General features: G+C 35.7%; 18 protein-coding genes. 6 read left to right on the top strand and 12 right to left on the bottom strand.

The features are described from left to right. Positions 1-240 precede the first annotated feature (240 nt). Positions 241-1227 (top strand): phosphotransferase, encoded by a 987-nt coding sequence (locus MT489_RS07880; RefSeq protein WP_244680981.1) that lies wholly within the window; start codon positions 241-243, stop codon positions 1225-1227. A gap of 179 nt (positions 1228-1406) precedes the next feature. Here the strand turns inward: MT489_RS07880 and noc are convergent, their stop codons facing one another. From noc to rpmH, 12 genes are all read right to left on the bottom strand, one after another. Then, positions 1407-2270, bottom strand: coding sequence for a nucleoid occlusion protein (gene noc, locus MT489_RS07885; RefSeq protein WP_244680982.1), 864 nt, complete (start codon positions 2268-2270; stop codon positions 1407-1409). A 115-nt stretch (positions 2271-2385) separates the two neighbouring features. Continuing rightward, complete coding sequence (rsmG, locus tag MT489_RS07890) at positions 2386-3102, bottom strand: 16S rRNA (guanine(527)-N(7))-methyltransferase RsmG (protein ID WP_244680983.1); 717 nt, start codon at positions 3100-3102, stop codon at positions 2386-2388. A gap of 181 nt (positions 3103-3283) precedes the next feature. Further along, entirely contained in the window at positions 3284-5179 is a 1896-nt protein-coding gene (gene mnmG, locus MT489_RS07895; RefSeq protein ID WP_244680984.1) for a tRNA uridine-5-carboxymethylaminomethyl(34) synthesis enzyme MnmG, read from the bottom strand. Positions 5180-5262: 83 nt separating this feature from the next. Beyond that, positions 5263-6648 (bottom strand): tRNA uridine-5-carboxymethylaminomethyl(34) synthesis GTPase MnmE, encoded by a 1386-nt coding sequence (gene mnmE / locus MT489_RS07900; RefSeq protein ID WP_244681012.1) that lies wholly within the window; start codon positions 6646-6648, stop codon positions 5263-5265. 298 nt (positions 6649-6946) lie between these two features. Next, positions 6947-7723 (bottom strand): sugar phosphate isomerase/epimerase family protein, encoded by a 777-nt coding sequence (locus MT489_RS07905; protein WP_244680985.1) that lies wholly within the window; start codon positions 7721-7723, stop codon positions 6947-6949. 105 nt (positions 7724-7828) lie between these two features. After that, positions 7829-9697, bottom strand: coding sequence for an LTA synthase family protein (locus MT489_RS07910; RefSeq protein WP_244680986.1), 1869 nt, complete (start codon positions 9695-9697; stop codon positions 7829-7831). Positions 9698-10079: 382 nt separating this feature from the next. Then, positions 10080-11348, bottom strand: a complete 1269-nt coding sequence (locus tag MT489_RS07915; RefSeq protein WP_244680987.1) for a VTT domain-containing protein — start codon at positions 11346-11348, stop codon at positions 10080-10082. A gap of 332 nt (positions 11349-11680) precedes the next feature. Continuing rightward, entirely contained in the window at positions 11681-12283 is a 603-nt protein-coding gene (locus tag MT489_RS07920; protein WP_244680988.1) for a PepSY domain-containing protein, read from the bottom strand. Positions 12284-12538: 255 nt separating this feature from the next. Then, positions 12539-13165 carry an RNA-binding cell elongation regulator Jag/EloR gene (jag, locus tag MT489_RS07925; protein WP_244680989.1) on the bottom strand — a complete coding sequence of 209 codons (627 nt, stop codon included), beginning with the start codon at positions 13163-13165 and terminating at the stop codon, positions 12539-12541. Continuing rightward, positions 13162-13950, bottom strand: coding sequence for a YidC family membrane integrase SpoIIIJ (gene spoIIIJ / locus MT489_RS07930; RefSeq protein ID WP_244680990.1), 789 nt, complete (start codon positions 13948-13950; stop codon positions 13162-13164). Before spoIIIJ ends, jag begins: the two co-directional genes overlap by 4 nt. Positions 13951-14167: 217 nt before the next feature. After that, positions 14168-14524, bottom strand: a complete 357-nt coding sequence (rnpA, locus tag MT489_RS07935; protein WP_244680991.1) for a ribonuclease P protein component — start codon at positions 14522-14524, stop codon at positions 14168-14170. Between the two features lie 228 nt (positions 14525-14752). After that, positions 14753-14887 (bottom strand): 50S ribosomal protein L34, encoded by a 135-nt coding sequence (rpmH, locus tag MT489_RS07940; protein ID WP_144926158.1) that lies wholly within the window; start codon positions 14885-14887, stop codon positions 14753-14755. An 870-nt stretch (positions 14888-15757) separates the two neighbouring features. On the opposite strand from rpmH, the gene dnaA reads away from it, so the two are divergent. From dnaA to remB, 5 genes are all read left to right on the top strand, one after another. Further along, entirely contained in the window at positions 15758-17101 is a 1344-nt protein-coding gene (dnaA, locus tag MT489_RS07945; protein ID WP_244680992.1) for a chromosomal replication initiator protein DnaA, read from the top strand. Between the two features lie 187 nt (positions 17102-17288). Beyond that, positions 17289-18425, top strand: coding sequence for a DNA polymerase III subunit beta (dnaN, locus tag MT489_RS07950; RefSeq protein ID WP_244680993.1), 1137 nt, complete (start codon positions 17289-17291; stop codon positions 18423-18425). A 343-nt stretch (positions 18426-18768) separates the two neighbouring features. Beyond that, positions 18769-18984 (top strand): S4 domain-containing protein YaaA, encoded by a 216-nt coding sequence (yaaA, locus tag MT489_RS07955; RefSeq protein ID WP_244680994.1) that lies wholly within the window; start codon positions 18769-18771, stop codon positions 18982-18984. Positions 18985-18998: 14 nt separating this feature from the next. After that, positions 18999-20117 (top strand): DNA replication/repair protein RecF, encoded by a 1119-nt coding sequence (gene recF, locus MT489_RS07960; RefSeq protein WP_244680995.1) that lies wholly within the window; start codon positions 18999-19001, stop codon positions 20115-20117. Positions 20118-20126: 9 nt separating this feature from the next. Then, a complete protein-coding gene (remB, locus tag MT489_RS07965) occupies positions 20127-20384 on the top strand; it encodes an extracellular matrix regulator RemB (RefSeq protein WP_244680996.1) in 258 nt (85 codons plus the stop codon). The last annotated feature ends 23 nt before the right edge of the window (positions 20385-20407 follow it).

Genomic DNA, 20407 nt, shown 5'->3' on the forward strand with positions numbered 1-20407 from the left:
TAATATTTCTAAAATAGCAATCATGTATTCTATTTTATCAAATATTCGCCATGAATTACTCTTTAGAATAAAAAAATGTTTGTTAAATTTTAAAAAAAGTTGTCCATATCTCTATTGTTGCTCTTTTAATAGCAAATATCAAGATGAACAAGCTAAAAGTATTTTGATGAATTAAGAAAAATAAAAGGGAATTCAAGCCTACTTAAAGAAATTTAAATTAAATAAGTAGGAGGAAGAAGAATGGAAAAACTATTAAAGAACCCAATGGATCGATATATACCTAGTCAGTTGGAAGTTGAACAACTATGTGAACAGTATCGAGTCGGAAATTTAATTAGCATAGATGCAGCATTAGGCGGATTGTTTAATGTAAATCTGAAAATATCCACTACTACTGGACAATATGTTATCCGAATCCATTCAGGACTAAGTCGCGAAGATCACCTTAACTCTGAAAAAATGATAATGGAGAAATTACAGAAACATGGAATTTCTCCTCTTATGCCATTACCTACTAAAGAAGGTTTTTATTTTTCAAAATTGCATCATCGTTTTGTTCAAATAACTCCATTCGTTCAAGGAATTCCATTCAAGTTCACAAAAGAACAAGCCTATCATTGTGGTGAATCACTTAAAAAATTTCATCAAGCATTAATGAATGAAGATGCTATTCCTACCCCTGTTTGGTCAAACTATCCTTCACAAAAAGGATTGGAAGAAGGATTGGAACTTTTAAGACATAGTCAAAAGGATTTACACAAAGAGGTTCACATAAAAGAAGTGGAACATCTTTACTTTAAAGTAATGCAACAATGGACACCGAATGAAAAATTCCTTAAAAAATCAATCATACATGGAGATTGGCATCCTTGGAATGTATTATTTAATGAATATAATGAAATAGCATACATATTGGATTTTGATTTTATTCAAAAAGGTGAATGTCTTCATGATGTAGCATATTTCCTTTGGACTATAAAAAATGAAACAAATAAGGAAGAGCTAGGAAGGCATTTTATTAAAGGGTATGGACCATTATCGTTGATTGAAGCTGAACTTTTGCCCCTTGCCATAGCACGTGCAAGTTTATTCTTTTTATGCACTGCTTCTTTTGTGGCTGATCCTGTTTTAGAATTGCAAAAGCAACTGAGGGTGCAAAAACCTTATATTGAATGGTTACTATCTGCTGATGGGAAAGCGAGTATAAAAAACTTATTGAGTTTTTAAGAATTTGATTAATAAAAAAAATAGCTCAGTTATTGGGCTGAGCTATTGCTGATTGTTGAAAAAAGCTTTCTTCATTACTTGCCTTTCTGCCGTTTCAATAACGAGTAAATAAGACTTCCCCTCTTAAAAGACAAACGTTTTCAGCTAGCAATGAATGTAATACAATTTTCGACAATTATCTATGATTTTTTCTTAGGAATTTTAATCGTAAATTGATAGTATTCTTCAAATTCTTCTTCTTCGGAATCTAGTTTTATTCCGCTATCCGAAACCATTGTAAGAGATTGGCGGATTGTATTAACGGCAATCCTCATGTCTTTGCTAATGGCTCGACGTTTGCTTTTTGGTTTTTCGACAACAGTAAGAAGTTTTACAACTTGCTCCTCGGCCTGTTTAACGTTCAGGCCCTTCTCAATAATGAGATTCATTACCTGAACTTGTTTTTCAGGGTCTTTTAAAGGAATTAAAGCCCTCGCATGTCGTTCTGTAATTTTCTTTTGCAGTAATGCCTCTTGAATTTCTTCTGGCAATTTTAATAGTCGTAGTTTGTTGGCAACGGTCGATTGGCCTTTTCCTAGTCGCTGTGCCAATGCTTCTTGGGTTAAATTATGCAATTCTAAAAGTTTCCCGTATGCCATTGCTTCTTCAATTGGAGTTAATTCTTCCCGTTGAAGGTTTTCAATTAATGCAATCGAGGCCGTTTCGGTATCACTCAAATTTTTAATAATGGCTGGAACCTCGTCCCATCCAATTAACTGAATAGCCCTAAAGCGGCGTTCCCCGGCAATAATTTCATATTGGTTAACATCCAATTCCCTAACGACAATCGGTTGGATGATCCCGTGAGTATGAATGGTTCTAGCCAATTCTTCAATTTTTGATTCATCAAATATCGTTCTTGGTTGGAATCGGTTCGGAATAATTTGAGAGACAGGAATTTTCTTTATTTCATCCCTCTCATCCACCATCTCTTTTTCTATCTCTTTTTCTATCGGTAATTCCTTCTCACCCAAGCCAAATAATCGAGAGAAAGGATGCTTCATCCTTCGACACCACCTTAATAGTAACTCCCTTTAGCGAAACTATACTTACACCTATTATATATGACTTCTTATCATCATTCTATTTTATTTTGCATTTTCCTGCCAAACAGATGTCCTATTCTAGTGGAAGTTTATTAGGCGTTCCAGGTTTTCTAGGATATTTTTTTGGCGTTTTCTTGATTTTAGAAATAACGATTATATTGCGGTTGCTTTCCTCAATTGGCAAAGTAAAAGAATGAACTGTGGAAAGCTTGCCTCCAAGTTGTTTAATCGCCCCATCTGCGGCAGTCAATTCTTCCTCGGCATTTGCCGCTTTCATAGCAACAAATTGTCCTCCTTCTTTGACAAGTGGAAGGCATAATTCGCTTAATACGGACATTCTTGCTACGGCTCTTGCGGTAACTAGATCATACTGTTCACGAAACTTAGGATTCCCGCCAAATGTTTCTGCACGATCATGATAAAAATGTGTATTTTTCAAGCCAAGTTCACTAGATAAGTGTTCTAGAAACGTAATTCGCTTATTTAAGGAATCTACGATGGACAGGTCGATTTCAGGAAAACAAATTTTAATAGGAATACTTGGAAACCCGGCACCAGCTCCAACGTCACACACTTTTATAGGCTTTTTAAAATCGATAAAAAAAGCAGCGGTGACTGAATCATAGAAATGCTTTAAATACACTTCTTGCTTATCTGTAATAGCTGTCAGATTCATTTTTTCATTCCATTCAACAAGCAACTCATAATAACGCTCAAACATACTAAGTTGATTGGAGTCCAAATGAATCCCCTTTTCCCCAAGCATATTTGTAAATTGTTCAATGTTCATTGTCGTTTCATTCCTATTCTTATTGGTACGCTTTTCACTTCAAGCGCTATATGTAAAATAACCCCAATCTGGAAGTTGATAAACCGACTTCCTAGATTGGAGAGATACTTTAATAAAAACTTTCTGTCTATTGTAGATTTCCTCAAGATAACATTTAAGAGGGCGTAGCAAGTTCTTCCTTCTATTCACCTGAAACTTTTGCAATCTTCCCGTGTTCAATATACACAAGTAAGATTGAAATGTCTGCTGGGTTAACTCCTGAAATACGGGAAGCTTGAGCAATTGACAATGGTCTTACTTTTTTAAGTTTTTGACGAGCTTCAGTTGCGATTCCGTTAATAGCATCGTAATCAATGTTTTCAGGAATCTTTTTGTCTTCAAGCTTTTTCAGTTTTTCAACTTGTTGAAGGGATTTTTCGATATATCCTTCATATTTGATTTGGATTTCTACTTGTTCAATCACATCTTTTGGCAATTCTTGTTCTGCAGGTGCCAATTCTGCAATTTGTGCATATGACATTTCAGGACGTTTCAATAAGTCAGATGCCCTGATTCCATCTTTCAACGGACTTCCGCCTGCTTGAATGATCATTTCTTGTGTTTTTTCATTCGGTTTTAAAATAATTGAGCGAAGTCTATTGATTTCTGCCTCTATAGCAGCTTTTTTGCTTACATATTTCTCATATCTTTCATCTGAAATAAGCCCGATTTCATGACCAATTTCAGTCAAACGCAAATCTGCATTATCATGACGCAACAGAAGACGATATTCTGCACGTGAGGTAAGGAGACGATATGGTTCATTCGTTCCTTTTGTCACGAGATCATCAATAAGAACGCCGATATAACCGTCAGAGCGGCTTAAAATCACTTCATCTTTCCCAAGAATCTTTCTAGCAGCATTGATTCCTGCCATGATTCCTTGAGCAGCCGCCTCTTCATAACCAGATGTACCGTTAATTTGACCGGCAGTATACAAGTTTTTAATTTTTTTCGTTTCAAGGGTCGGCCATAGCTGAGTAGGAACGATTGCATCATATTCAATCGCATACCCAGGACGCATCATTTTTGCATTTTCCAAGCCAGGGACTGTTGCGATGATTTGATGCTGAATTTCTTCAGGCAAGCTCGTTGAAAGTCCTTGGACATATACTTCATTCGTATTTCGACCTTCTGGTTCAAGGAAGATTTGATGTCTTGGCTTATCGTTAAAGCGGACAACTTTATCTTCAATAGAAGGGCAATAGCGCGCACCCGTACCTTTTACCATGCCAGAAAACATTGGCGCACGGTGCAAGTTTTCATCGATTAGTTGATGAGTACGCAAGTTAGTATACGTGAGCCAGCATGGAAGCTGATCAGTTATGAATTTTGTTGTTTCGTAACTGAAAGCACGCGGTTCTTCGTCACCAGGTTGAATTTCTGTTTTGCTGTAATCGATCGTTTTGCTGTTAATCCGTGGAGGAGTACCCGTTTTAAAACGTTCCATCTCAAATCCTAAGCTTTCAAGATGCTCTGAAAGCTTAATGGATGGTTTTTGGTTATTAGGACCACTAGAATATTTTAATTCACCTAAAATGATTTCGCCTCGAAGGAATGTTCCTGTTGTAATAATGACCGCTTTTCCACGGAAAATGGCACCAGTTTGTGTAACGACACCCTTACACTCACCATCTTCTACAACTAATTCATCAACCATACCTTGTAAAAGTGTTAAGTTTGGTTCGTTTTCTAGTGTATTTTTCATTTCATGTTGATATTGGAATTTGTCTGCTTGAGCTCGTAATGCTTGAACTGCAGGACCTTTTCCAGTGTTCAACATTCTCATTTGAATATAGGTTTTATCGATATTTTTAGCCATTTCTCCGCCAAGAGCGTCAATCTCTCTTACAACGACCCCTTTCGCAGGACCACCAAGAGATGGGTTACATGGCATGAATGCGACCATATCGAGATTTAGCGTTAACATTAATGTTTGGGCACCCATTCTTGCTGCAGCCAAACCTGCTTCACAGCCTGCATGGCCAGCACCAATGACAATTACATCGTAAGACCCGGCTTCATATGTTGTTTGCATTATGTTTCACCTTCCCTTTTAGAGGATGATTAAAAAGGAGTAAATAGTACCCGCCTTTTTAAACACTCACTCTTAAATATATTTTATTTTCCAAGACAAAACTGTGAAAATAGTTGATTAATTAAACTTTCCTGTACTGTATCTCCAATGATTTCCCCTAATAATTCCCACGTACGGGTTAAATCAATTTGAATAATATCGATTGGCGTTCCAAAATCAATTCCATTTAATACTTCTTCGATTGCTTGATGTGCTTGATTTAAAAGAGCGATATGACGGCTATTTGATACATACGTCATGTCACCCGCTTCAATTTGACCTTTAAAAAACATATCGGCAATCGCCCGCTCCAAGTCATCAATTCCTTGCTCCTCTAGAAGAGAAGTCGTAACGATTTGATGATTGTGCGCAAACTGACGAACCTCATCGATATCTATTTTTCTCGGTAAATCCGTTTTATTCACAATAACGATAACGTCCATTCCTTCTGTAGCGGCAAATAATTGTTTATCCTCTTCGGTAAAATCATCAGCAGAGTTTAAGACGAGCAAGATTAAATCTGCCTTTTTCAGAACCTCTCTAGATCGTTCTACCCCAATTCTTTCAACGATATCTTCTGTTTCCCTTATTCCAGCTGTATCCACTAATCGTAATGGAACACCGCGGACATTAACATATTCTTCAATAACGTCCCTTGTAGTTCCCGGAATATCCGTAACGATCGCTTTATTTTCTTGTACAAGACTATTCAATAAGGAAGATTTCCCAACGTTAGGGCGGCCAATAATAACCGTTGATAATCCTTCGCGTAAAATTTTCCCTTGCTGAGCGGTTTGAAGCAACTTTTCAAGCTCACCTTTTATATAAGTAGCTTTTTCAACGAGAATTCGATGTGTCATTTCTTCCACATCATCATATTCAGGATAATCAATGTTTACCTCTACATGGGCAACGACTTCAAGAATCTCCTGACGAAGTGTACTAATTAATTTGGATAGACGTCCTTCCATCTGTCCAAGTGCAACATTCATCGCACGATCCGTCTTTGCCCGGATTAAGTCCATAACTGCTTCCGCCTGAGATAAATCGATTCGCCCGTTCAAAAATGCGCGTTTCGTGAACTCACCAGGCTCTGCTAATCTAGCCCCTGCATTTAAAGCGAGCTGCAGTACTCTGTTTACTGAAACGATTCCTCCGTGGCAATTGATTTCCACGACATCCTCTCTCGTAAACGTACGAGGCGCTCTCATCAAACTGACCATTACTTCCTCAGCAATTTCCTCTGATTTCGGATCGACAATCCTTCCATAATGAATCGTATGCGTTTCTACCTCTTTTAATTTCTTACCGCTCGGACTTCGAAATAGTTGGTCGGCGATTGCTACTGCTTCTTCCCCACTTAAACGGACAATGGCTATCGCTCCCTCACCCATCGGAGTCGATATGGCAGCAATTGTATCAAATTCCATCATGATCACCTCTTTTCAATTTTTGACTTTATATATTGATCGCATTATAGCGAAATAGAGTTTATCCCCAAAACAATAGAATAACAAAATTTTCGATTGTGGAAAAGTAGTTTTTCATTATAATTTTATCCACAATCTTTTTATTCGTACTCTTTATTTTAACTTATCCACATGTGAATAACAATAACTCGTGTTTTTGTCTTGTGATTATCTTTTTTTCTACCTAACCTTGTAGCTATTTTAGTAATCCACAACGAAAAAAATCCGAATCTATTATCTCGATTCGGATTTTTTTGTATTATACTTTTTTCGTTTCGAATAGTTCTTTTAAAAAATCTCTTGAACGTACGAGTTCTTTATGTACATCATTCCATTGGCATTCGATTGAAATGCGCTGGTTATAATTTGCTCGTTGTAAGCAATCAATAAAGTGTTCGTACGGGTATTGACCCGTCCCAGGAGCTAAGCGGCCTGTATCAGCTACATGTATATGTTTAATACTCTTTTTTGCCTTCACGATGTTCTCAAGCGGTTCATTTTCTTCATCCATGTGATAGAAATCTGCTAAAATTTGGATAGATTTACGATTTATTTTCTTAGCAAATTCTTCCGCGTCTAAAACGCTATTGATGATGTTACTCTCTTGTTTGTTCAGAGGCTCGATGACAATGGTGATGTCTAAAGGATCTGCATAATCAGCAACTAAGCTAAGAAACTGAAGAATTTGTTCCTCTGCTCGTTCATATGAAAAGCCTTCTGGAAATGATCGAGCACCTCCACTGCCAAATACAATCGTATCAGCTCCTATTTGGTGAACCCTTTGCAACGCTATTTCTACATAATGTTTAATACGATCGTGACTAACCTTGTCACCTACAATTTTCATATCTCCTGGTAGAAAGACATTGAAGGCTTCAACTGGAAGTGGACTGTCTTGAAACTTTTTAAAGATCTCTGCAAATTCTCGGTCACTTTTTTCTGGTAGGAGTGACACGACTGTACATTCCATAAAATCAAACCCTGCATCATGAACCAAACTTGCTTGATCAATGCCTAGACAGCAACCAAATTTCATTAAGCCAGCTCCTTTATTTATTGTTAACGTGTACGCGATTTCCTCTCAAGGCAACCTTCCACATTAATCACACAACGACAAATCAACAACGAACGATAATAAAGCCTATTTTTTGAAAAACCTAAATAAATCTCCATATATAATTTTGTCAGAATAATTTAGTTCGTTTTGAACTTGATTAAAATAAGGCGAGCATTTATTTCTTTTTACTTTACTTCCTGTATCCTTACTATAACAAGTGCCCTCCGCGTAAATGTATCGGTCCGTTGTAAAGGTCCCGTCCCTAAATACAACTAAACGGTCCTCTTCTTTTGATAACAAACTCGTTCCAAAGGAAAATGCTTGATCTTTTCCATCTACTCCTAATAGATCGAAAATCGTTGCTCTTAAATCAATTTGTCCTCCAACTGTGTTAACCACTTTACCTTCCATTCCAGGGATATGAATGAATAAAGGAACTTTTTGTAATTCAACCTGATCTTTAACCGTAATTTCATGTCCGAGAACTTCGCTTAATGCATCATTATAACTTTTTGAAATTCCGTAATGATCCCCAAATAAAACAAAGATAGAATTATTATAGAGTTCGGTATCTTTAATTTGCTCAAAGAATGATTTAATCGCTTCATCTTCATAGCGAACTGTCGTAAAATATCGATTCACAACACCTTGATCTGTTTCTAATTCAGGTATGAACTGATCTTCCGGATTTAATAGGAACGGAAAATGGTTCGTTAACGTTAAAAATTTTGCATAAAAAGGCTGCGGTAGTGATGATAAATAAGGCATCGACTGTTCAAAAAAAGGAATATCCTTTAAGCCATAATTGATTGAGTTTTCCTCATTGACATCATAATCTTCCTTAGAAAAAAAGCGATCATATCCTAAAGAATCATACATCGTGAGCCGATTCCAAAATTGAGAGTCATTTCCGTGAAACGATGCTGAATAATAGTTATACTTCTTCAATATTTCAGGTGTTGCCATGAATTCATTTTTTGGCTTTCTGACAAAAACAGAACCACCTGCAAGAGGATATAAGCTATTATCAACTATAAATTCGGCATCAGACGTTTTTCCTTGCGCTGTTTGATGATAAAAATTAGGAAAATACAAACTTTCATTTTTTAATTTGTTTAAAAACGGTGTTACTTCCTGGTTATTAACTTTTTTATCAATGACAAATCCTTGAGTTGACTCTAGAAAAATGACGATAACGTTTTTCCCTTTAGCGATCCCGTGAAAATTGGATTGGACTTTTTTCTTATGCTTTTTCTCTAAATAATGAGTGATTTCAGCAACTTCACTTTCATCAGCTAAAACACTATTAACAGAGGTCTTCGAGTATTGGAAAATATCGAAAATATGGTAATAATACAAACCAAGAGATTTTACAATTAGCTCTTTATCATATGATTTATTCCAGAAATTCGAGTTCAGCATCATACTGAAAAGTAGAGGAACTATAGTCAAAATTAAGAAATGTCGTTTCTTAAGATTTTTCAAGATTGGAATATTCACTGATAATGAATATTTTTTCCTCATAAAAAAGACTAGTAAAAATAAATCTAAGAACATCCATATATCATAGAATTTTATAAGTTCAACCGTACTTTGACTTAAACCGCCTACATTTTGAAATTGAAGAAGTACAGGGACAGTAATGAAATCAATATAAAATCGATAATATAAAACATTCCCAAACAGAATGCCAGTAAGCAATATATCTATCACAAAAAAGGCTTTCAATCTTGCTGATTTCCTAAAAAGAAAACCGATTCCAAGAAAAAAAGCAGCCGATCCAAGAGATGTGGTTGCAAGCACTACCCCTTGCCCAATGGATTGGATATTAATATGAAAAACCCATATGTATAACGCACACATTTTGATCCACAGAAAAAAAGCAGCAGCACTATAAATAAAAGTTTCATTGCGTTTATTTGATGTATGTATTGAAATAAATCTGCTTTTCATTTTTGCCACTTCCGATTATTTTATTTAACATCATTTTACCACTATAACATTGCCAAAAAACACTTAATTAAGTCGTCATTATTTGCGACGTATAAAATCGTTAAAAAGTTTCAAATTCAGTTAAAAAATAAAATCCGATTTTCTCCATTGGGATAATAATCGGGATGGTTTCAGACATATTTATTATGAGATATATTCGACTAGTTGAAAAGGTTTGTCAACAGTCATGTCTATTTCTATATTGTACTAGCTCGACAGAAAAGATGGATCACTAGGAGGTTTTAGAAAAAAAATACGACAAGCTGGTCAAGAACGTAACATTTCCCAGCAAATTTTTTCTCCTAATTTTAAAATTGTAAGATGCCCCATTTAACAAAATACATTATTGTTCTCTAAGGAAGGAAAACAACCGTAACATTTCAAGAAGGATGATGTTCAGACCGAGCCAAACTCCTCCGAACACATATCCAGATGCTACGTCACTTGGCCATTTATTTTCAATGTATATTTGAGCAATACCCGAAATAAATAAGGTTGCGATTACTACAACCACTGCTCCAATACGAAACGAGTTATTGCGTGAATAAGAAATAATTAGATATAAAGCAAAACCATAGATAACAGTAGCAAGAAGCGTTTGTTCTCCAGGAAATAAAGGTGACATTTTAGGCGCAATTTGATGAAACATACCCCTTATTCCTTCTTCGTACAATTCTCCGCCTATTCCTACAATCAATAAAAATAATATATCGTACGTTCTTTCATTGCTCTTCCAAATAATCCATATGAAAGTTAACATAGCAATAGAAATGAGAGCAGGATTTGAAATGGGTAATAAAGTCACCTTCATCTCCGTAATCCATTTCCTTTCAAAAATTGAAGTGATTAGTAGGATTGTTAATTCATTGAAGTCAGCAAATTCATTTCCGAGGAAATCTTGTATTAATCCAATCATTAAACTCATCAAAGCAAGCGTTGCCAGCATCATAAAGACGATAAATAGTTTTGCTTTTCTCTTTCTTTTTTCCATCATTGTTTTGATAAAGGATACCATCCATTGATGAAGCTTTTGCTTATTTTTTCGATATAAATAAATCAAAATGAAGATCACTGCTCCAATTAACGCGCCAATGATCAAATACTTTTTAACCGAATTGTGAAATTGATCCCATTGTGGTCCTAATAGTTTTCCAATGGTAATAAAAGTAGCTGTCCACATAAAAGCCCCAGTATAAGCAAAAATTAAGTATATCTTGAAAGGAAGTCTTGTAATACCTGAAAAATAGCCTGTAATATGTCTTACTCCTGGAATAAAAAAACCAAAAATCAACATTTTGTTTCCATGTCTGCTAAACCAATTCGAGACACGATTTAAGCGATCAGGCCCCATATGAAATCGATGTCCATGTTTTTCAATAAAAGGGTACCCTAATTTGTACCCTATTCCATAGGCTACTGTCATGCCGACGCAACTACCGATTCCTGCTGCCAAAATACAAAACGCCCAATTCAAATGGCCTTGAAACACAAGATACCCTGCATAGCTCATCAGTATTTCACCTGGTACAGGCAACGCAATCAACTCTAGCATTAAGGCGATAAAAAGTACGATATATCCATATTGATCAATATATGATAGTATGTTTTCCATGTTTTCATCGCCCTCCAGCTGAATCCTAAAGTTTCGATTTTATTGGCAGTTATTAGTCACTATAGTCTCTTTCATACTTCTATACCGTTTAAGCATGTATTTTTTTAATGCCCTTTCAAGACCACTTCGAACCATCATAAGCTATCAATATTTCATAGTCTTCATGCTCCAATTCCAATTCAATATGTCCGCCAAACTTTCTACAATTAATTTCTTTTTCAAAGTAGATGTTTTCAAAAATAGTATTCCCTATTTTAGTTGCAAATAAGAGAATCCCATCTTAGTTATTAAGATGGGATTATTATAATTAAATCATTACATTTTAACAAAAATTAGTCGTCATACTGTTCCCCGTCGTTGTCATCGTCTTTTGTTTCATTTTCGTCTTTTTCAACTTTTAATATTTTTCCAGACTTAGCATCTATTTTTACTTCATGTTGTTGCCCTTGTAGATCAGTAATTTCAACCTCATAAATTACTACTCCATTTTCATCATCAAGCTCTGCATCAGTTACTTTCCCTTTAACTTTAGCTTGTGCGATAGCTGTACTTTCTTCTATTGATATTTTAGCTTCTTTTAGCAATTGAGTTTTTTCAACTTCATCACTTACTTCACTATCGTCATCGTCTTTTTCATTATCTGTTTCGGTTTTTAGGACTTTACCAGAATTAGCATCTACAACAACGTCATGCTCTATGCCGTTAGCATCCTTAATTTCAATATCATATGCTAGTGTGCCATGTTCTTTTTCTAGTTCCACATCCGTTACTGCACCAGAAATTTCTTTAAGGGCAATCTCTTTGCTTTGCTCTTTTGTGATGGTAGCGGTATTTGCCGAAGTAGAGGCAAATGCTGGTTTAATTAGGGTTGCTCCTACTGCACCACTTCCAATTATGGTTAATGCTAAAGCTGGAATTAAAATTTTCTTATTCATTTTCTTCACTCCTAAAGTTATTGTTTCTAACAATATCGATAATAGATGATGAATATGAAATTACTCTGAATTAAAAATGAAATTTTTTTCATAAAAGCTCTTTATCTTAACTCTATTTCGAATAACAATTTTCGTAGGTTATTAGTAAGAAGATAGTTATAGAAGCGGAAATATCCATGTGATCATTATCAAAAATCAATAAAAAAGACATCCCGTAAAATAAACGGAATGCCTTAATAAATATGATAATACTCTCTACTTTCTCCTCGGCTGAATTACAACATAGCGATTCGGTTCTTCGCCTTCAGAGATGGTTTGTACATTATTATTTTCAGATAATGCGGTATGGATGACTTTTCTTTCGTAATTTGGCATCGGCTCAAGAGAAACTGGCTTCTTGAGGTGCTGTACTTTTGATGCAAGTCGTTCCGCCAGTTGGATTAATGTTTCCTTACGACGTTCACGGTAATTTTCAGGATTCAAAATAACTGTTATATAATGCTTAGAATTACGATTTGCCGCAAGCTGTGTTAAATATTGCAGTGAATTGATGGTTTGTCCCCTTTTTCCAATCAGAAGGCCCATTTTTTCTCCAGAAATATTGAACATAACATTTCTCTCATCTTCTTTTACTACTTCAATTTCCGATACAATATCCATGTTAGACAATACTGATTGCAAAAAATCTTTAGCAATTTCAATGGCATCTGGCTTTACCGTCACTCTTACGACAGCTGGCCTTGCACCAAACAGTCCAAGCAGCCCTTTTTTCCCCTCATCCACAATACTGATGTCCGTGCGATCTCTAGTTGTTTTTAGTTGAGCAAGTGCTGATTCTACTGCTTCTTCGACGTTTTGTCCTGTAGCAGTGATTTCTCTCACTTTTTAGCTCCCCCCGCTCCTTCTTTTGCTTTTACATTTTGCATGACTGGTGGTTTAATAAAATATGTTTGAATAATCATAAAAATATTACCCACTACCCAATAAAGCGCCAATGCTGCAGGGAAATTAATTGCAAAAATTAATATCATTGCCGGCATCAAGTAAAGCATCATTGTCATTTGTGGATTTGCGCCTTCCATACCTGACATCATGATTTTTTGTTGCAAGAAGGTTGTAAGGCCCGCGACAATTGGAAGAATATAATATGGATCCGGTGCACCTAAGTCAAACCATAGAAAATCTCCAGCTTTTGAAATTCCTTCTGTTCTAATGATTGCTTGATAAAAACCAATCAGAATCGGCATTTGAATTAAAAGTGGAAAACACCCTGCCAATGGATTTACATTATGCTTTTGAAAAAGTTGCATCGTTTCTTGTTGAAGCTGTTGTTGCGTTTTTGCATCTTTAGAACTGTATTTTTCTTTTAATTTTTGAATTTCTGGCTGTATCGCTTGCATCGCTTTTGAATTTTTTGTTTGTTTAATCATAAGTGGCAAAATGGCTAAGCGAATTAAGATAGTTACAATGATGATGGATAAACCATAGCTGTTTCCAAACGTATGGGCAACCGTTGTCATTAACCAGGATAGTGGATATACAATATACTTACTCCAAAAACCTGTACTTTCTGCAGTTATATAGTTTGGATTATCAATAGTTGCACAGCCAGCTGTTACCAACACTAGCAGAAGCAATGTCGATAACAATAATATTCTTTTCTTCAAGCTCGTTATCCTCCCTGCTTTCTCAAAATACATTTATACGAATAGGTTCTTTGGCTATTTTAACATTTTTTCGCTAACTAAGTTTGGTTTAAACGTATATTTTCACAAGAAAATATAGTTTTAAATGTTTTACGCAGATATTTTGAAACAAAGCTTTTGCTGTTTTGACAAAAAGTTTATGTTTAGCTTCTTTTGCATACTTTTCACTAGAAAGGTTTTAGCGCTCATTGTGTTTCCTTTTCAAAGACTTACCAACCTTAAGAACATGCTCCAAACTACTTTTCACTTCATGGAAATCCATTTCTGCTGTAGGCTTCCTCGCAATGATGACGTAATCTTTCCCATGATCTATTTGATCTTCTAATTCATGAAACACCTGTCGTATATACCGTTTTATTTGATTACGTTTGACAGCATTTCCGATTTTTTTACTAACGGACAAACCAATTCGAAAATGTTCCTGACCTTCTTTTTTCAATACATATATAACAAACTGCCTATTAGCAACAGACTTTCCCTTTTTAAATACATCTTGAAAATCATTATTTTTTTTGATCCTAAACGCTTTTTTCATTCTTTCACCCGCATTATGGATTCTTTTGTTACGTTATAAGGAAAAAACTAATTAGAAATCATAGTAGTTTAGCGCTAGTCTTGTCCCTCTTTTTGTAATTCCTCGTCCAGTTTTTCTAACCATTCCCGATCTAAAAAAGAGAAACATCACAAACTGGATTCTTACACAATTGTTATGAGATCTTCCTCGCTATCACGAAAAAAAAGACCACTGAGACGGTTCAGTGGTCTACGCTGATAACACTTTTCTTCCTTTGCGACGACGTGCAGCCAATACTCTACGGCCATTTTTTGAACTCATGCGCGCACGGAATCCGTGTACTTTGCTTCTTTTACGTTTATTTGGTTGAAATGTTCTTTTCATGTATGACACCTCCCCGAGGGTAAGAAAAAATTTCAATATTAGACATACTAAGTAATTATAGAGAGACAAAAAGGCGATGTCAAGTGCTTTTCGAATGTGGAACTTATCCCCAGTAAGCATTTAATTTAATTTTTTTTACTGTTGCTCCTATCAAAAAAGAAAAAATCTTTTCATTTAATTTTTTGTATTTAATAACGCCCGCATTTTCCATGACGATAGTCAAAACGATTAAGCTTTTTTTCTGCCACTATCAGATCAAAATAATGAAATGAAGGCCAAAAAAATTAAAGAGCTGACTATTTAGCTATTTAGTCGCCCATAAATTAGCTCCTTTCACTTTTCTTTGTCTATCTACAGGCGAAGGTTAAATAACCCGAGCAGCTAAAATTCAAAAATCGAACTTTTTGCGTCTCAGAATATTTGCTTTTCGCCGATAAACAGACGCCCTCCGCTATTCTAATTCCAATTGTGAATAACTTTTTTCTTTTTTTTATTATCCACAACACATATCGACAAGATTTTCACAAATTAAGAAGCTGTGGGTAATTTTTTTCCATAGCTTATGGGTGTTGTGGATAATTTCGATAATCCATTGCTAATCATGCTTTTATTTGATATGATTATTGTGTTTTCATTCTGTATAATATTTATAAGAAAATCATCTATCCACAGATTGTGAATAACTTGTGGATAAACTATTCAGTGGGTTTGGATAAACTTGTCCACAATCAGTGGATGGTGTCGAAATCCGCTTTTCTACCTTATTATATAGTTTTCCACATTCATAGTATTGTATATTTATAAATTGTATGTGGAATAAACGACAAATAGTTATATAACAGTTCGATTTTTAGCAAGGGAGGTTAAATCTTGGAAAACATTGCTGATCTTTGGGCTCAGGTCTTAATGAATATTAAAAAAAAGGTCAGTAAGCCTAGTTTTGATACATGGCTTAGATCAACGGAAGCTTATGCTCTTAAAGGAGATATGATAACCGTAAGTGCCCCAAACGAATTTGCAAGAGATTGGCTTGAAGGCCAATATTCTTCTTTAATATCCGGAACTTTATATGAAATTATCGGAGAAGAATTGAATGTAAAATTCATCATTCCACCTGACCAGGAAGAAGAAAAAAAGGAAGTCGCGAGCGTACCTCTTAAAAAGAAGGAAGAGACCGTAGAACTATTTCAAAATATGCTTAATTCAAAATATACGTTCGATACATTTGTCATCGGCTCCGGGAATCGATTCGCCCATGCTGCATCCCTCGCTGTTGCGGAAGCCCCAGCAAATGCATACAACCCTCTTTTTATTTATGGTGGAGTAGGAATGGGTAAAACACACTTAATGCATGCGATTGGCCATTATGTACTTGAGCATAATCCGTCTGCTAAAGTCGTTTATTTATCTTCTGAAAAATTTACGAATGAGTTCATTAATTCTATTCGCGACAATAAAGCTGAGGATTTTAGGAACAAATATCGTAGCGTCGATGTCTTACTTATTGATGATATTCAATTTTTGGCAGGAAAAGAATCAACGCAAGAAGAATTTTTCCATACTTTTAATACACTTCACGAAGAAAGTAAGCAAATTATTATTGCAAGTGATCGTCCCCCAAAAGAAATTCCCACACTCGAAGACCGATTGAGATCAAGATTCGAATGGGGACTTATTACAGACATTACACCTCCGGATTTAGAAACTCGGATCGCCATCTTGCGTAAAAAAGCGAAAGCTGACGGATTGGATATTCCAAATGAAGTAATGCTCTATATTGCGAATCAAATCGATTCTAATATTAGGGAATTAGAGGGAGCACTTATTAGGGTTGTGGCATATTCCTCTCTTATTAATAAGGATATAAATGCTGATTTGGCTGCGGAAGCATTGAAAAACATCATTCCAAGTTCGAAACCAAAGGTTGTTACCATTCTCGATATTCAAAAAGCAGTTGGTGCAGAATACAATGTTAAATTGGATGATTTCAAAGCTAAAAAGCGAACAAAATCAATCGCATTCCCTCGTCAAATTGCCATGTTTCTATCACGTGAGATGACAGATTTTTCACTTCCAAAAATAGGTGAAGAATTTGGTGGACGCGACCATACAACAGTCATACATGCGCATGAAAAAATATCGAAGCTATTAGAAACAGATCAAGAATTACAAAATAAACTGGAAGACATTCGCGCTACACTTAAAAATTTGTAATGGGGATTTTGTGTATAACTAGAACACCTATATGCACAACATGTCCACATGTGAATAGTTTGGAATTCCAAGTCATACACAGGGTTATCCACATATTCACAGGCCCTATTACTATTACTACGATTTTCTTTAAAAAATAATTAATAATATATCTAGCAAAGTAAAATGAAAAATTGGGGGAATAAGCATGAAGTTTATTATTCAGCGTAATCGCCTTATTGATAGTGTCCAAGACGTGATGAAGGCTGTATCATCTAGAACAACAATTCCAATCTTAACAGGTATTAAAATTGTTGCTTCCAATCAAGGGATTACGTTAACTGGTAGTGATTCCGATATTTCTATTGAATCTTTTATACCTAAAGAGGAAAACGGAGATGAAATCGTTGAAATCAAAGAAACTGGCGGTATCGTATTAAACGCTAAGTTTTTTGGAGAAATTGTTCGGAAGCTGCCAATGGATTTTGTAGAATTTGAAGTGCAAAATCATCATCAAACGATTATTAGATCAGGAAAAGCTGAGTTTAATTTAAACGGGCTAGATCCAGATGAATACCCGCATCTGCCTCAAATTTCGGAAGATAATGTTTTTTCAATTCCGACTGATTTATTGAAATCTATCATAAGACAAACTGTTTTCGCAGTGTCCACCTCAGAAACACGCCCAATCTTGACAGGTGTAAACTGGCAAATTGAAAACGGGAAATTGACATGTACAGGTACAGATAGTCATAGATTAGCGATGCGAACTGCTCCAATTGAGATTGACCCATCAGAAACATATAATGCTGTAATACCTGGGAAAAGCTTAATTGAGTTAAGTAAAATTTTGGATGACACTAATAATCCAGTAGAAATTGTAATGACTGATAACCAAATTCTCTTTAAATCAAAAAATCTATTATTCTTTTCTCGTCGACTAGAAGGAAATTATCCAGATACTTCAAGACTTATTCCAACCGATAGCAAAACAGAACTAGTTCTTCACGCGAAAGAATTCCTTCATGCTATCGATCGTGCTTCATTGCTTGCTAGAGGAGAAAGAAACAACGTCGTAAAACTAGTAACACTGGAAGAAAAAACAATTGAAATTTCATCAACAACACCTGAAATCGGTAATGTAGTGGAACAAATCTCAAGTGAATCCATCAGCGGCGAAGAGTTAAAAATCTCCTTCAGTGCCAAATACATGATGGAAGCACTAAGAGCCTTAGAAGGCACCGAAATCGTCATTCACTTTACCGGTGCAATGAGACCATTTGTTATCCGTTCCGTAGATGACGACTCAATTTTACAGCTGATTTTACCAGTGAGAACTTTCTAAACAAAAAAAGTAAATTATAAAATTCCAAAATAAGTTAAAGCTGGAGTTGATTGCAGCGGAAGATGCGAGACGCTTGTGGAAAAAATGGTTCATGTGAGACTCCACAGGCGCGTCAAGCGCCGAGGAGGAACATGAACCACCCGCGGAAAGTGAACATCTGAAGCGGTAATTTAACGGACAAGTTTAAAGAAATCCTGCCCAAGAAGACGGCGGGATTTTTAAATTACTGATGTATATTTCAGCTAATGCTGCCATTGTTTTCAACGGTTTCAGCATTTTTTTGTAATGCACCTCAATCTTTAGTAAAATAAAGAAAGGGACTATTCATGAAAAGAGTGAGAACGTGGATAATAAAATTAAAATAGATACGGACACAATTACACTTGGTCAGTTTTTAAAACTTGCTGATGTCATTTCATCCGGAGGAATGGCAAAGTGGTTTTTAAGCGAACACGAGGTGTTTATTAATGGTGAGCAGGACCAACGAAGAGGCCGAAAGCTTAAAGTAAATGATAAAATTGACATAAAAGGAATCGGCACCTTTGTTATTATCCGCTAAAGGATGTTGACTTCATGTATATTGAAGAGCTGGAGTTGAAAGATTATCGGAATTACCATGAACTGAACGTTTCCTTTGAAAATAATGTCAATGTCATTTTAGGCGAAAATGCTCAAGGGAAAACAAATGTCATGGAATCGATTTTTGTTTTAGGAATGGCTAAATCGCATAGAACATCAAATGATAAAGATTTAATACGCTGGGACTCAGATTATGCTAAAATAAAGGGTAGGCTGCAAAAAATAAATGGTTCTGTGCCATTAGAGCTCATCATTTCAAAAAAAGGAAAAAAAGCAAAATTTAACCACATTGAACAGCAAAAATTAAGCCGTTATGTAGGAAATATGAATGTTGTCATGTTTGCGCCTGAAGATCTCCATCTTGTCAAAGGGAGCCCTCAAGTAAGGCGTCGTTTTATTGATATGGAAATTGGTCAAGTATCTCCGGTGTATCTATACGATATGAGTCAATTCCAAAAAATATTGCAGCAACGGAATAATTATTTGAAACAGCTGCAAATCAAAAAACAAAGTGATCTAACATTTCTTCAAGTTCTTACCGACCAATATATCGAAGTAGCGGTAAGAGTAATAAAAAAGAGATTTGAATTTATCCAAATGTTGGAAGAATGGGCGAAACCGATCCATTCCGGAATTTCTCGCGGCTTAGAAACCCTTTCAATTCAATATAAGCCGTCTATTGAGGTATCGGAAGACACGGATTGGTCCAAGATGGTAACAGTATTCGAAGAAAAAATACATTTGCTCCAGCAAAGAGAAATTGACCGTGGAGTGAGTTTAATTGGGCCACATCGTGACGAGATTGTTTTTTTCGTTAATGGAAGGGATGTGCAGACGTTCGGTTCACAAGGACAGCAACGAACAACTGCATTATCCGTAAAATTGGCTGAAATAGATTTGATATATTCAGAAATTAATGAATATCCAATTTTGCTGCTGGATGATGTTTTATCTGAACTTGATGATTATCGCCAGTCTCATTTATTAAATACGATTAAGGGGAAAATCCAGACGTTCGTCACGACGACAACGATCGATGGAATTGACCATCAAACACTTAGAGAAGCCACGACATTCAATGTCCGGAGTGGTGTGATGGAAAGAGTGAAATGAGGTGAAAGGATGTATATTCATGTAGGAGAAGATGTGATGGTTCGCTCAAGTGAAATCATTGCTATTCTCGAAAAAGGTACGGTCCATTCGTCTGATGAAATCAAGCACTTTTTAGAAAAAAATAAAAAGGCTGTTGTTTATTTGTCGAATGGGAATTTTAAATCGATGATTATTACCAGTCCTCATGTTTACTTATCTCCTATTGCTCCAGGAACATTGAAGAAACGGCTATTAAAACCAGACAGCGATGTAGAAATAGATGATTGAAAGAGCGGGTGAGTTTTATGACA

The organism is Lederbergia wuyishanensis, assembly GCF_022900255.1.
Classification (GTDB): domain Bacteria; phylum Bacillota; class Bacilli; order Bacillales; family Bacillaceae_C; genus Lederbergia; species Lederbergia wuyishanensis.